This is a genomic window from Arthrobacter sp. fls2-241-R2A-172, assembly GCF_030208885.1.
Taxonomy (GTDB): Bacteria; Actinomycetota; Actinomycetes; order Actinomycetales; family Micrococcaceae; genus Arthrobacter.
This window is the reverse complement of sequence record NZ_JARVTB010000003.1, coordinates 229,109-242,874: the sequence shown is the minus strand read 5'-3', so window position 1 is coordinate 242,874 and position 13,766 is coordinate 229,109. Positions and strand designations below refer to the sequence as shown.

Sequence of the window (13,766 nt, the reverse complement as noted above, 5' to 3'; positions counted from 1 at the left end):
TCCTTCATCGATTGGATTACCGACGCGGGGCCTTGGGGATGAGTCTTTCGGCTCAGCGCCGATGAAGCCAAGCCTACGCTCGATCGGCCTCTTCAGCGATGTCCTCGGCCCACAGTTCCGGGTGCTTTTCCTGGAACGTCCGCATCATGTCCACGCACCGGGGATCGTCCAGAACCACCACCTCAACGCCGCGTGACCGGAGGAGGTCGAACTCGCCGGGAAAGGTCTCCGCTTCGCCGACTACCACCCGTGGAATCTTGAACTGGATGATGGTTCCCGTGCACATCGCGCATGGCGCCAAGGTGGTGTAAAGGGTGGTGTCGCGGTAGCTTTTCTGCCGTCCCGCGGCGCGCAGTGCGGACATCTCGCCGTGCGCAATCGGATCGCCGTGCTGCACGCGTTCATTGTGTCCGGTGGCAATAACCTCGCCGTCACGGGCCAAGGCAGCTCCGATGGGGATCCCACCTTCGCTGAGGCTCTTTTGCGCGGCCTGGAACGCGGCTTCAAAAGCCGGGTCAGCGCTGTGGGCTGTTTCAGTCATGCGTGAAGTCTAAATTGCTTCCACGCTAAATTGTCGGGGCCCGCTGATAGCTTGGCTGCAAGGGTTTAACCATGGCATGGAAGGAAGGTGAGTCGCAGTGTTCTTTCTCGATTCCGAGACCGCAGGCGCCCCGCAGGACTTGGTCTTTTCCGCCAGCGACCTCGTCATCGCTGCAACCTGCGAGTACCAGTTGCTCCGGAAGCTCGATGAAAAGCTGGGCCGGACCCCCAAGCCGGACTTTCCGCCCGACGCCATGCTGGAGCGCACCGCAACGCTGGGCGACGTCCACGAGCACAAGGTGCTCGATGACTTCGTGGCGGAGTTCGGCCACTGGGACCCGGCGACAGGAAAAGGCGTTTACGACGTCGTCCCCGCCGACGCGATGGACCGCACCACCCTTTCGGCCAAGCATGCGGAATCCATCGACGCCCTCAAATCCGGCGCGGACATCGTATTCCAGGCCGCCTTCTTCGATGGCCGGTTCCACGGCCGTTCGGACTTCCTGGTGAATCGTCCCGGTGGCATGTACGCAGTCTTTGACACCAAGCTGGCACGGCATGCGAAAGTCACGGCCTTGCTGCAATTGGCCGCGTACGGGGATCAAATGCTGCAAGCCGGCATCACCCCTGACCCCACGATCACCCTGGTCCTGGGCAACCGCGTCCACAGCGACCACCCTTTGTCGCAGGTCCTCCCGGTATTCCGCGAGCGGCGCGAACGATTCCTTGGCATGACCGCTGCGCACATGGCGGAGCCCGGGCCCATCGAATGGGGTGACGCCCGCTACTCCGCGTGCGGCCGCTGCGACTACTGCGCAGAGCAGGTCCAGCTCCACCGGGACCTCCTGATGGTGGCAGGAATGCGCATCAGCCGGCGGAAGAAGCTGATCGAGGCCGGAATCACCACCATCGACCAACTGGCAGCATCTCCTGCCGACGGCGACCCGATGTTCCTCAGGCTCCGGGAGCAAGCCCAGTTGCAGACCGGCACAGGCACACCTGATGGAACGGTCAACTACACGGACAAGTCCGGCGAAGCCAAGTCAGTGAGTTACACAGTGCTTCCCGACAACACTCTGGGCAGGCTCCCCGTGCCGGACCCGGGCGACATCTTCTTCGACTTCGAAGGCGACCCCCTCTGGCAGGACCCTGTCACCCGGAAGTGGGGGCTTGAGTACCTTTTCGGCGTCATCGAGAATCCAGCGGAACCTGGGGGCACCCCGGTCTTCAAGCCGTTCTGGGCGCACTCGCGTGCCGAGGAAGGCCACGCGTTCGTGGCTTTCCTGGACTACGTGGCCAAACGTCGCGCACAGTATCCGGGGATGCACATCTACCACTACGCGGCCTACGAAAAGACGGCCCTCAGGAACCTTTCCCTGACGCACGTGGTGGGCGAGTCCGCCGTCGACGACCTCCTGCGCGAGGGCGTCCTGGTGGACCTTTACGACACCGTGCGCCACAGCATCCGGGTCTCCGAAAACTCGTACAGCATCAAGAAACTGGAACCGCTGTACATGGGCCAGCACCTGCGATCCGGGGACGTCACCGACGCCGGTGCCTCCGTGGTTGCCTACGCGGACTTCTGCACGGCGCGGGACACTGGCGAAGCAGACGCTGCGGCGGCAATCCTCGAGGGCATCCGGGACTACAACGAATACGACTGCCTCTCAACCCTGGAGCTTCGCAACTGGTTGCTGGAGCGAGCTGCCGAACGCTCCATCCAGCCGGTCGGCGGATCCGACGAGGCAGCTCCGACTGATACCGAACCCGAGAAGTACGAAGCAGCCCCGGAAGAAAAGTCCCTGTTCGATTACCTGGCCGACCTACCGGAGGATGGGAAATCCACCGCGGACGCGCGCGCCATTGGCATCGTCGCAGCTGGAGTGGGCTACCACCGCCGCGAGGACAAGCAGCATTGGTGGGGGCACTTCGACCGACTGGAAAAGCCCACCTCGCAGTGGCCGGATGAGCGTGATCTCTTTGTGGTGGATCACGCTGAGCTGCTCCAGGACTGGGCTAAGCCGACACCCCGGAGCAACCCGGCGCGGACGGTGAAGCTCTATGGCCGCTCAGGGGACGGAGCAGGACTCGAGGCCGGCAAGAAGTACTTCAGAATGTATGGCTCGCCCCTTCCGGACGGCTTGCAGGGGAAGGAATCGGCCGTGCTGGGCCGTGCCGGCTGGAACGGGACCCTGGTCACCGAGGTTGGCGAGGACCAGGACTTCGAAACGGTCACCATCACTGAAGGCCTTCGCAAGGACTCCAGTGCGTTCAGCCAACTGCCCATTGCCCTGACCCCCGATCCGCCCATTGCTACGAAAGGCCAGCGGGCAGCCCTCGCCGCGCTGGCAACACAGCTCAAGGACGCCCTGCCGGACTGGCCACAGGACCCGGCCTTGGACCTGGTGCGGAGAAGGCCGCCCAAGCTACGGAGCCTGGACGCTCTGCCTCGCGTGGAATCCGGGCCTGACGGATACATTGACGCCATCACTGCGGCCGTAACCGACCTGGACGATTCCTACCTTGCCGTGCAGGGACCTCCGGGGAGTGGGAAGACCCACGTGGGTGCCCACGTCCTGGCACGGCTCGTAGCCAAAGGCTGGAAGGTGGGCGTCGTGGCGCAGTCGCACGCCGTGGTGGAAAACATGCTGTGCGCCGCAGTGGAGAAAGCAGGGTTGGACCCCCGGCAGGTTGCCAAGGAAGTCAAGCACGATAACCCCGTGCCATGGATGCACTGCGGGAAAGGCAACGTCGAGGACTTGCTCGCCAAGCCGGGCGGAGCATTGATCGGCGGGACGGCCTGGACCATGGTTGGCAAGGAGGTCCCGGCCGGTTCCTTGGATTTGCTGGTCATCGACGAAGCAGGCCAGTTCTCCCTGGCTAACACCATGGCAGTAAGTCGTGCAGCCAAACGGCTCCTGCTCCTGGGCGATCCGCAGCAGCTGCCGCAGGTCACGCAGGGCAAACATCCCGAACCCGTCGACGAGTCGGCGCTTGGCTGGCTGTCCGATGGCTACAACACCTTGCCACGGGAACTGGGCTATTTCCTGGCCCTGTCCTGGCGCATGCATCCCGAACTGCGCAGCGCAGTCTCAGAGCTCTCGTACGACAAGCGGCTCGAGGCAGCGCCTGCCGCCAAGGAACGCCACTTGGAAGGGGCGAATCCGGGGATCTCCTGCGTCTATGTCCCGCACACCGGGAACTCGAGCAATTCGCCCGAAGAAGCCGCCGAAGTGGTCAGGCAAGTCCAAGCCCATTTGGGACTGGAATGGCTGGACCCCTCGCAAGCCCCGGAGCCGAAGCCACTGCAGGAATCCGACATCCTGGTAGTCGCGGCTTACAACGCCCAGGTCCAACTCATCAAGCATGAGCTCCGGGCCGCGGGCCTTCTCCACGTACGGGTAGGAACAGTGGACAAGTTCCAAGGGCAGGAAGCACCGGTGGTCATCGTGTCCATGGCCGCCTCGGCAGCCGCCGAGGTTCCCCGGGGCATGGAGTTCCTGCTCTTGCGCAACCGGATCAATGTGGCGGTGTCCCGCGGCAAGTGGCGGGCCGTCGTCGTGCGTTCGCCTGAACTGACCAACTACCTCCCCACCCATCCGGAGGGACTGGAGAATCTGGGCGGCTTCGTTGCCCTGTGCCAGCGGAGTGTGAACACAGCTGACGACCCTACAGAGTCCCGTTAAGGACCTCTGCCGTACTCAAACGCAATGCTTCGTCCAGCACCAGGCCGAAGTTCGTGGCGTCGTGCGCAAAGCGGCCCAGGAAGAGCCCGGAAACCCCGGTAAGTTGAGGCAGCAGCCCCGGCTTGGCTGATCCCCCATAAATGATGGGTAGCCCGCCCAGTCCCTGCTGACCGAGCGAGTCCCGCAGGGCAGCCACCACGCGGGAAACATGGGCGGCGGACGCCGGCTCGGGGGCACCAATCGCCCAGACCGGTTCATACGCAATAACCAGTTTGGCGGCCGCTGACCAGTCGGCGGACACCGCTGACGTGATCTGCCGAAACACTGTCTCTGCGGCCGTCTCCGGTTCCACCAGGTCAGGCTCCCCCACGCACAACAGCGGAGTGAGGCCAGCATCAACAGCGGAACTGACCTTGAGTGCCACCACACTGTCGTCTTCGGCGAAGTGCCGCCGCCGTTCGGCGTGCCCGATCTCGACAAGGCCCACACCGAGCTCAGCCAGCATGGAGGGAGAGACTTCCCCTGTCCATGGCCCGTCGGCCCATCCGCAATTCTGCGCGCCGAGCAGCAGAGGAGTACCTGCCGTCATCGCGGCCGCGGCGGGCAATACAGGAAACGACGGGATCACAAACGGGATTACCCGCCCGGCCGCTAGGGCCGGGCGGGCGTCGACTTCAGCAACCAACTGCTCCAACCACGCCAGGGAATGCGCGTAGCCCATGTACATCTTGGTGCTGACCCCTATGTAAAGGACGTCAGGCGAAGGTGAGGAGGCAGCTGGGCGCATTTTCTACTTGTCCAGCAGTTCGTCGGCTTTGTTGGTGAAGGCGCGGGTACCGAACATCATCAGTGCCGCCAGGAACGGCAGGACACCCAGGGCGTAGACACCCATGGTGCCGGTATCCGAAGCCGTGACCTCGTTGACGGTAGTCCGCAGGATTGGTGCGACGAATCCGCCCAGGTTTCCGAGCGAGTTGATCAGCCCGATACCGGCAGCGGCCGCGGTCCCGGTGAGGAACGCCGTCGGGTATGACCAGCAGATGGGGCCCGTCGCCAGGAAGCTGCACACCGCCAGAGTGATGAAGATGATGCCGATGGCCGGCAAGTGGTTGGCACCAGCCCAGGCGGAGCCGAAGATGCACAGGCCAGTGGAGACAAACAGCGCGGTGCCCCAGCGGCGTCGGCGGGCAACAGTGTTGGCCGCTTTGCCAATGAAGTAGCAGGCGAAGATGCCGAAGAACCACGGAATGGCAGCCATCAGGCCAACGGCCAGGCCCACCTTCTGGCCGGTGAGCTGAGCCACCTGCTGCGGGAGGTAGAAGGTGACACCGTAGACGGCGATCTGAAGGCAGAAGTAGATGACGGTGAAGTACCAGACCTTGCCGTTGCGCATGGAAGCCAGCACGCCCTTGGGACCTGTTTCTTCCTTGACCGTGTCTTCCAGTGCCATGACGTCTGACAAGGCCTTCTTTTCCTCTTTCGAGAGGAACTTGGCGTCCTGCGGGCTGTTGATGAGGAAGAAGTAGGCTGCCACACCGGCCAGGACGGCGAGCATGCCTTCAACGAAGAACATGACCTGCCAGCCTGCGACGCCGGGAACCTGGTCGCCGATGTTGATCAGCCAACCGGACAGCGGCGCACCCATCATCTGCGAGAACGGCTGGGCCAGGTAGAAGATGGCAAACATTTTCACGCGGACCTTGTTCGGGAACCAGGCCGCGAGGAACATGATGACGCCGGGGAACAACCCTGCTTCGGTAACACCCAGCAGGAAGCGAAGAATGATGAAGGACGTCTCACCCTGCACGAACGCGAAGCACGCTGAAACGATGCCCCAAGTAATGGCGATTCGGGCCAACCACACTTTGGCACCGAACTTGGTGAGCAGCAGGTTGCTGGGGATTTCAAACAGGGCGTATCCGATGAAGAAGATACCGGCACCCAGGGCGTATGCCCCTGCCGTGATGCCCTTGTCCACTTCCAGCGCAGCTTCGGCGAAGCCAACATTGGTACGGTCCAGGAAAGCCACCACGTACAGGATGACAAGCATCGGCATGAGCCGACGGGATGCTTTGGAGATCGCCGATTTGAGGACCGGCGTATCCAGCAACTCCTTGGTGGAATTGGCGGTTACTGACATTGAAACTCCTCTTTGAGTGACAGCAAATAGATGGGTGCGGCGCTATCAGCGCGGGAAGAAAATGAGCACCATGCCCACGGCGCAGGCGAGAATACCCACGGCAAGGTAGATCTTGCGTTCTCTGGTCCAGGTCCGCATGGCAGCCCTAATGCATGTACAGTCCGCCATCCACATTCAGCGTCTGGCCGGAGATGTATCCGGAGTCCTCGCTGATGAGGAAGGCGATGGCGGCTGCGATGTCCCGGGTGGAGCCCACCCGGTTCACTACGAGGTCCTTGGTGAGTTCATCCTTGCGCTCCTGGCTCAGCGTGCCGCCCATGATGTCGGTGTCGATGGGGCCGGGAGAGATGGCGTTGACGGTGATGTCGTACTCGCCCAGTTCGCGGGCTGTTGCCCGGGTCAGGCCGATGACGCCGGCTTTGGCTACCGAGTACGGGGTCTTGGAGAAGGTGCCGCCGCCGCGTTGCGCGGAAACGGAAGAGATGTTCACGATCCGGCCGATCCGGTTCTTGACCATGGATTCAGCCACGCGACGGGTTGCATAGTGGACACCGTTGAGGTTGATGTTGAGGACCCGGTCCCACTCAGCCGGTTCAAGTTCAAGGTAGCCGATGGGCGAGCTGACGCCTGCAACATTGGCCAGAGCGACAATCTGGGGCAGTTCAGCTTCGAGTTCGTCAATGGCCGCACGGACTTCGGCTTCGCTGGCCACGTTCGCGCCCACGCCGTGGGCCTGCACGCCGAATTCTGCGGCGATTTCCTTGGCAGCGAGCTTGCAGGTAGCGTCGTCAAGGTCGATGATGCCGATGTTCCAGCCCTGGGCCGCCAGGTAGTTGACGGTGGCCCTGCCGATGCCGCGCTCGGACACTGCGCCGGTGACAATTGCGGTGCGTGATTCTGGGAAAGTCATGGGTCTTCTCCTGTGAAGTGTTAGTTGATGGGGGCCGGGCCGAGCTCTTCAATGAGCTTCTGCATGGCCACATATGCCTTGTTGCGGTAGGCGATGAGTTCCGGGGTTCGCTCGGCGGGAACGTTGAGGAAGCCCGAGCCGGTCTTGGTGCCCAGCTTGCCTGCCTCGACCAGGTCCGAGAGGATCTTCGGCGTGGCAAAGCGTTCCGGGAAGCCCGTTTGCAGAGACTTGTAGCAGAAGTCGTAGACATCCAAACCGGCCATGTCCGCAATGGCGAACGGTCCAAAGAAGGGCAAGCGGAAGCCGAACGTCGTACGCACCAGGGTGTCGACGTCGTCCGCTGTTGCGATCCCCTGCTCAACCAGTTGAGCCGCTTCGTGGAACAGCGCGTACTGCAACCGGTTCAGCACGAACCCGGTGACGTCCTTGACCACGGCGGTCTGCTTGCCGGCTGCGTGGACGAGGTCGCAGGACGCGGACACCGTCGCGGCAGAGGTACCTGCGTGCGGGATGACCTCGACGCCCGGGATGAACGGAGACGGGTTGGAGAAGTGGACGCCCAGGAAACGTTCCGGATTGGTCACGGCTTCGGCCAGGTCCGCAATGGAGATCGTGGACGTGTTCGAGCCGATCAGGGCGTCCGGTCGGGCCGCAGCACTGATCCGCGCAAGGGTTTGGTGCTTGATCTCGAGGACCTCAGGGACGGCTTCTTCGATGAAGTCGGCATCGGCCACGGCTTCCTCAATGTCCTTGGCAGCCCACAGGTTCTGCTTGAGGATCTCCGTGGACCCGGCCGGGAAAAGCCCGTCCGCAATGAACTGCTCCGACTCCTCCAACAACCGGTCGTAGTTCTTCTGCGCCACTTCGGCGGAAACATCGGCCAGCGCCACACGCGCTCCGCCGAGGGCCAGGACCTGGGCGATGCCGCCGCCCATGTAGCCGGAACCGACGACGGCGATCTTCCGGGCTGCGTTACTGGCCGGGCCTGCGTTTGATTCAGAAATGGTCATGGTCAGACTGCCTTCGTGTAGTCGGGCTCATAGGAGCAGATGGCATCCACCTTCGCGGCGGAGGATGAGGTTTCGTCGAAGCGGTGGTCGAGCCACTCTCCTACAAGCTTTTTGGCCAGTTCCAAGCCAATCACCCGCTGGCCGAGCGTCAGGACCTGTGCGTTGTTGCTGAGGACCGAGCGCTCCACGGAGTAGCTGTCGTGGGCGGTGACTGCCCGGATGCCGGGAACCTTGTTGGCCGCGATGGCCACGCCGAGTCCCGTGCCGCAAATCAGCAGTGCCCGGTCGGCTTCGCCGGCTGCCACCTTGCGGGCGGCGTCGACGGCAACGTGCGGGTAGGCCGTGGAATCGTTGAAGCCCACTCCCACGTCCGTCACGGACGCCACTCGGGGGTCTGCCTCCAGGAGGGCCAGAAGTGCCTGCTTGTACTCAACGCCGGCTTCGTCATTGCCGACGACGATGCGCCAGCCTTGGTTGTTGCTCATGTTCAGGCTCCGTTTCCGGCCGGGGCCGCGGAAGTGGCGGCGGCCAGTAGTGAATCGATGTGGCTGGAGATTCTTGTGACGATCAGTCCGAAGGAGACCGCGCCGGGATCGGGATGGCCGAGGCTCTTTTCGGCGAGCGGACGGGCGCGGCCCTTCAGCGGCCTCAGTTCAGCGGTCCCCGCGGCAGCGGACTCGGCCGCCGCGGCGGCGACTGCCAGCGCCCGGTCAACAGGGGCACCGCCGTCGAGCTCTGCCAGGAAAGTGTCCCGGAACGGAAGGAGCGCGTCCACCATGGTCTTGTCGCCGGGGTCTGCTTTGCCAAGTTCGGTGATGGCACGCACGAAGGCCTTCACTGCAGCGGCTGCATCCTCCGACGAGTAGCTGTCGCGGTTGCCGAGCGACTGCCCGGCCGCGATCACAGCGGACCCCCACAGCGCGCCCGACGTCCCACCGGCCCGCTCGCTCCAGGCTTCACCGGCCGTGGTCAGAACGCGGGCCACGGACGAACCGGTTGCCGCCTCCCCGGCCGAAGCGGCCGCGTCGACACCGCGGCGCATGCCGATGCCATGGTCGCCGTCTCCGGCGATGGCGTCCAGCTTTCCGAGTTCCTCTTCGTGCTCCACCACGACATCCCGCACCTGCGCCAGGACGGCTATGGCTTGGCGCCCCAGTTCGGCGGCCGCCGCGGTGGGCTGTTCGACGTCGGCTGTCCCGGCGTCGTCGACTATCGCCTCGGCACGGGGTGCGCGCGGGGCCATGCTTCCCTTGCGGAACGCGGGGGTATCGGCGGGCGCTGCCCAATACTGTTCCAGTTCCTCGTCCAACCACAGGAGCGTCAGTGAGAGGCCGGACATGTCCAGGCTGGTCACCAGCTCACCGCATTCGGGTTCCACCACCGTGAGTCCGGCAGCGGTGAGGAGCTTCTCGACCTTGCCAAAGAGCAGGAAGAGTTCGTCGTATTTCACAGTGCCAAGTCCGTTGACAATGGCGACCACGCGGTCACCGGCGTCCTCGGGCTTGTCAGCGAGCAGCTTTGACACCAGGAGTTCGGCAAGCTCGGATGCCGTGGGCATGGGATGCTCGGAGATTCCTGGTTCGCCGTGGATACCGAGCCCCAAGGACATCTGCCCGGATGGCACATGGAACAGCGTATCCTTGGCGCCGGGCAACGTGCAGCCGTCGAAGGCCACGCCGAGCGAACGCGTGCGGTAGTTGGTCTTGATGGCCAAACGCTCGACGTCGTCAAGGTCCAGTCCCGCTTCGGCCGCAGCTCCTGCGATCTTGAAGACCGTGAGGTCTCCGGCGATACCGCGGCGCTTCTCGAGCTGGTCGATGGGAGCGCTGGCGATGTCGTCAGTGACGGTAACGGTGCGGGTTTCGATGCCCTCTGCGTTGAGCCGCAGCTGGGCTTGGCCGAAGTGGAGGACGTCGCCGGCGTAGTTGCCGTAGCTCAGGAGGACACCGCCTCCGGCGTTGGCTGCCTTGGCCACCCGGTACACCTGTCCCGCTGCCGGTGAAGCGAACATGTTGCCGCATGCGGAGCCAGTTGCCAGGCCGGGGCCGACCAGACCGGCGAAGGCCGGGTAGTGACCCGAACCGCCGCCGACCACCAGTGCTACCTGGCCGGACGGAACTTCGGTGGAGCGGACCACGCCGCCGTCCACCCGGGCAACGTAGCCACGGTTGGCGGCAACAAAGCCGTCCAGTGCTTCATCGGCGAAGTCTGCCGGATTGTCGAAAATCTGTGTCATTTCCTAGACTCCTGCCAGCTGGGTGGCTGGTTCCTGGCGTCCCTGCGCTACCTGGCTGGTGCCCAGTGCATAGCCGTCGGACTTCGGCAGGACGTGCCTGCGCAGGTAGTCCTGGTTGCTGGCCGTGACGCTCAGGCCGTCGCCACCATAGTGCTCGGTGCAGAGGATGCCCTGGAAACCAACCGACAGCGCGAATTTGAAAGCCTCGCGGTAGTTGATGAGCCCGCTCTCCATCGGAGCCGGCATGGTGATGTAGCTGTCCCGGGCCACGTCCTCGTCCCGGATGTAGTTCTTCATGTGCCAGTAGTTTGAGTAGGGCAGGGTCTTTTCCACCATTTCGCGCCAATCCTCGATGGGACGGTGAAGGCGGATGAGGTTGCCCAGGTCCGGGTTGAGGCCCACGTTGTCCAGGCCGATGTCCTGGACCAGTTGGACCGAGGAGTCTGCAGTGCCGAGGTACGTGTCCTCGTACATTTCCAGCGAGAGGAGGATACCTGCCTCTGCGGCGTGCTTGCCAAGTTCACGGAGACGGGACACGGCGTTGCCCCAGGCTTCCTTGTCCCCCAGGGGGTCCTTGTAGCCCTCGACGGTCCAGAACCAGAGCTGTTTCTGCTGCTCCGGCGTGATGGCCTGGTGCAGGCCGAAGGAGACTACTTCGCAGCCCAGCTCCGCGGCGGCGTCGATGGTGCGGTGGCTGTAGGCGAGGTTGTCTGCCCAGTCCGTGTGGTGGATGACGCTGCGCCGGATCGCGGAGATGACGGGAACCCCAATGCCCACGTCGGCAGCGGTCTGCTTGAACTCAGCCAGGCGCTCTTTGCTGAGGTCTCCGGGTCGTACCCAGCTGTCGGTGAGGTCTGCGTTCGCGAAACCTGCGTCCTTCACTTCCTGGAGGACGGCGGCCCACACTGAAGCGTCGGCATCGTTGACCTGTGTTCCCTCGGCGTCGGTGCCGGGGAATTGCAGGAGGGCCGCGGTGATGGGCCAATTCTCGGCGGTGTACGCCATGATGATCACTCCTTCGTGGAATCCTGTTTCCTATAGGATTTACGATACGAGCAATGCTGTCAACCCTTTTTGAAAACTTCCTAGATCCTATATGTCATACATATGTATGTGAAGGGGGTCACTGGCGGCTGGGTGTGCTTCGTGGGGGCACCCTTTTCCGCCCGGCGCACCCCCAACAACAGGTGCGCGAGGTGCGAAAGGGTGCGCCGCAAGCCACCAACGGGTGCCCAGGGCGGGATCAGGCGCGCAGCTCGAAAGGGAACGCGGACTTAGTCCTCGGGCGCGTCAGCCATCGCCCGGCCGCGCACCTTCTCCACGTGATCGACCATCATGTCCGCAGCCCTCTCCGGGTCCCCGCTCAGCATGGCGTCCAGCACGGCCTGGTGCTCGGCAATCGCCTGCTCGGCATCGGTGATGCCCACTCCCCCGAAAAGCCGGAACCGTTGGATCTGCCCACCCAGGGTGTTGTAGGCCGCGAGCAGGAACTGGTTGTTGGCCTGCGCGGCAATGAGCTGGTGGAAGCGTTCGTCGGCCTCCAGGTAGCTGCGGTACTCGGCAAATGTTCCACCGCGGGGTGCCGTTTTCAGGTCCTCCACGGCCTGCTTAAGTGCGTCCAGACCGTCGGGTGTCATGCGCGAGCAAGCCAAACGGGCATTGACCGGCTCGATGGACAGCCGCGCTTCCATGAGCTCAGCGAAATCCTCGCGGGTGAAGACCGGCGCCACGCGATAACCCTTCAAAGCGACGCGCCGGACCATTCCGGTGTGCTCCAGCCGGGCCAATGCCTCGCGGACCGGGGTGGGCGAAACGTCGAGTTCCCGCGCCATGCCGTCGATGCTGACGGCCGCGCCAGGCTCCAGCCTGCCGTCCATGAGCCATTCCAGGAGGGCTTCGTAGACGTGGTCGGCCAGCACTTGGCGGCTGACGGGGAAGCCGGCGCGGGCGACGGAAGGATCAGGCATGCCACAAATCCTATAGGAACGCGGGCGTCTGACAGGCCAGGCGCCTCCGTCACATTCCGCCGGGATGGCGCGTTAAACCGCGACGTCGGCACCCGGGTTGGGTGCCGACGTCGGGAAAAACTTCAGAGGTTGTGATTGACGCTTAGTTCGCGTAGAACGGGTAGTCCGTGTATCCTTCGGCGCCATCAGCGTAGAAGGTGGACGCGTTCGGCTCGTTGAGCGGCAGGCTCTCGCGCCAGCGGCGGGCAAGGTCCGGGTTGGCGATGGCGGGGCGACCCACCACTACGGCATCGGCCAGGCCGTCCTCGATAATGGCCACGGCTTCCTCGCGGGTGGTGATCTCGCTGAAGCCCGTGTTCACCAGGAACGTTCCGTTGAAACGCTCGCGAAGGTCCTGGACCAAGGCGCCCTTGGGGTCGTGGTGCAGGATGCTCAGGTATGCCAGGTTCAGCGGGGCGATGGTGTCCACCAAGACTTCGTACGTGGCGCGTACGTCCGCGGCATCAACTTCGGCGATGCCTTGAACGTTGTGCTCCGGTGAAATCCGGATGCCGACTCGGTTAGCGCCGAGGGCTTCCACTACGGCATTGACGGTCTCGATCACGAAGCGGGCACGGTTCTCCGGGGAGCCACCGTAGCTGTCCGTGCGCACGTTCGAGTTCGGGGCGAGGAACTCATGCAGCAGGTAACCGTTGGCTGAGTGGAGTTCGACGCCGTCGAAACCTGCCTCAATCGCGTTCCTGGAGGCGGTGACGATTTCCTGGATGACGCCTGGGAGCTCGTCCGTGCGAAGTTCGCGGGGCACCGGGTAGGCCTGCTTGCCGTTGGGCGTGCGGACTTCGCCGTCGATGGCTACGGCGCTGGGGCCGACGATCTCGACACCGCCGGTGATGTCGGCATGTGAAACGCGTCCACCGTGCATGATCTGGGCGAACATGTGGCCCCCCTCGGCGTGCACAGCTTCGGTGACCTGCTTCCAGCCGGCGATCTGCTCTTCAGTCACGAGTCCCGGCTGGCCCGGGTAGGACCGGCCCGCGGGGGTTGGGTAGGTTCCTTCGCTGACGATCAAGCCGAGCGAGGCCCGCTGGCGGTAATGCTCAGCGATCAAAGAACCAGGAATGCCTTGGTCGCCTGCGCGAAGGCGCGTCAGGGGCGCCATCACCAGTCGGTTGGACAGTTCAAGTTCGCCGAGGGCCAGGGGGGAAAACAGCATGCGCGGATCCTTTCAGAATGAATCAGGTTCACTCTGGGCAACTGCATGGCGTCTGCAACTATTC

11 protein-coding genes are annotated in these 13,766 nt (G+C 63.7%); 1 reads left to right on the top strand and 10 read right to left on the bottom strand.

What is annotated here, in order from left to right; translation table 11 throughout:
* Positions 1-73: 73 nt before the first annotated feature.
* Positions 74-541: a nucleoside deaminase gene (locus QRM57_RS06635; protein ID WP_284986009.1), complete on the bottom strand. Its 468-nt coding sequence runs from the start codon at positions 539-541 to the stop codon at positions 74-76.
* A gap of 97 nt (positions 542-638) precedes the next feature.
* On the opposite strand from QRM57_RS06635, the gene QRM57_RS06630 reads away from it, so the two are divergent.
* Positions 639-4,226 carry a TM0106 family RecB-like putative nuclease gene (locus tag QRM57_RS06630; RefSeq protein WP_284986007.1) on the top strand — a complete coding sequence of 1,196 codons (3,588 nt, stop codon included), beginning with the start codon at positions 639-641 and terminating at the stop codon, positions 4,224-4,226.
* On the opposite strand, the gene QRM57_RS06625 is transcribed toward QRM57_RS06630, so the two are convergent.
* The 9 genes from QRM57_RS06625 to QRM57_RS06585 form a co-directional block, all read right to left on the bottom strand.
* Positions 4,210-5,013: a triose-phosphate isomerase family protein gene (locus QRM57_RS06625; protein ID WP_284986005.1), complete on the bottom strand. Its 804-nt coding sequence runs from the start codon at positions 5,011-5,013 to the stop codon at positions 4,210-4,212. The genes QRM57_RS06630 and QRM57_RS06625 overlap by 17 nt on opposite strands.
* A gap of 3 nt (positions 5,014-5,016) precedes the next feature.
* On the bottom strand, positions 5,017-6,366 hold the full coding sequence (locus tag QRM57_RS06620) for an MFS transporter (protein ID WP_284986004.1): 1,350 nt from the start codon (positions 6,364-6,366) through the stop codon (positions 5,017-5,019).
* A gap of 145 nt (positions 6,367-6,511) precedes the next feature.
* Positions 6,512-7,276, bottom strand: coding sequence for an SDR family NAD(P)-dependent oxidoreductase (locus tag QRM57_RS06615; RefSeq protein WP_284986003.1), 765 nt, complete (start codon positions 7,274-7,276; stop codon positions 6,512-6,514).
* Positions 7,277-7,296: 20 nt separating this feature from the next.
* Entirely contained in the window at positions 7,297-8,286 is a 990-nt protein-coding gene (locus QRM57_RS06610) for a 3-hydroxyacyl-CoA dehydrogenase family protein (protein WP_284986002.1), read from the bottom strand.
* Positions 8,287-8,288: 2 nt separating this feature from the next.
* Positions 8,289-8,771 (bottom strand): ribose-5-phosphate isomerase, encoded by a 483-nt coding sequence (locus QRM57_RS06605; protein WP_284986001.1) that lies wholly within the window; start codon positions 8,769-8,771, stop codon positions 8,289-8,291.
* Between the two features lie 2 nt (positions 8,772-8,773).
* Entirely contained in the window at positions 8,774-10,522 is a 1,749-nt protein-coding gene (dhaL, locus tag QRM57_RS06600) for a dihydroxyacetone kinase subunit DhaL (RefSeq protein ID WP_284986000.1), read from the bottom strand.
* 3 nt (positions 10,523-10,525) lie between these two features.
* Entirely contained in the window at positions 10,526-11,527 is a 1,002-nt protein-coding gene (locus tag QRM57_RS06595; protein ID WP_284985999.1) for a sugar phosphate isomerase/epimerase family protein, read from the bottom strand.
* A gap of 269 nt (positions 11,528-11,796) precedes the next feature.
* A complete protein-coding gene (locus QRM57_RS06590) occupies positions 11,797-12,489 on the bottom strand; it encodes a GntR family transcriptional regulator (RefSeq protein ID WP_257368842.1) in 693 nt (230 codons plus the stop codon).
* Between the two features lie 142 nt (positions 12,490-12,631).
* Entirely contained in the window at positions 12,632-13,702 is a 1,071-nt protein-coding gene (locus QRM57_RS06585; RefSeq protein ID WP_284985998.1) for an alkene reductase, read from the bottom strand.
* Positions 13,703-13,766: the final 64 nt, after the last annotated feature.

Coding starts and splice junctions, on each gene's coding strand:
- QRM57_RS06635 (WP_284986009.1), bottom strand. CDS start 541: ATGACTGAAACAGCCCACAGCGCTGACCCGGCTTTTGAAGCCGCGTTC.
- QRM57_RS06625 (WP_284986005.1), bottom strand. CDS start 5,013: ATGCGCCCAGCTGCCTCCTCACCTTCGCCTGACGTCCTTTACATAGGG.
- QRM57_RS06620 (WP_284986004.1), bottom strand. CDS start 6,366: ATGTCAGTAACCGCCAATTCCACCAAGGAGTTGCTGGATACGCCGGTC.
- QRM57_RS06615 (WP_284986003.1), bottom strand. CDS start 7,276: ATGACTTTCCCAGAATCACGCACCGCAATTGTCACCGGCGCAGTGTCC.
- QRM57_RS06610 (WP_284986002.1), bottom strand. CDS start 8,286: ATGACCATTTCTGAATCAAACGCAGGCCCGGCCAGTAACGCAGCCCGG.
- QRM57_RS06605 (WP_284986001.1), bottom strand. CDS start 8,771: ATGAGCAACAACCAAGGCTGGCGCATCGTCGTCGGCAATGACGAAGCC.
- dhaL (WP_284986000.1), bottom strand. CDS start 10,522: ATGACACAGATTTTCGACAATCCGGCAGACTTCGCCGATGAAGCACTG.
- QRM57_RS06595 (WP_284985999.1), bottom strand. CDS start 11,527: ATGGCGTACACCGCCGAGAATTGGCCCATCACCGCGGCCCTCCTGCAA.
- QRM57_RS06590 (WP_257368842.1), bottom strand. CDS start 12,489: ATGCCTGATCCTTCCGTCGCCCGCGCCGGCTTCCCCGTCAGCCGCCAA.
- QRM57_RS06585 (WP_284985998.1), bottom strand. CDS start 13,702: ATGCTGTTTTCCCCCCTGGCCCTCGGCGAACTTGAACTGTCCAACCGA.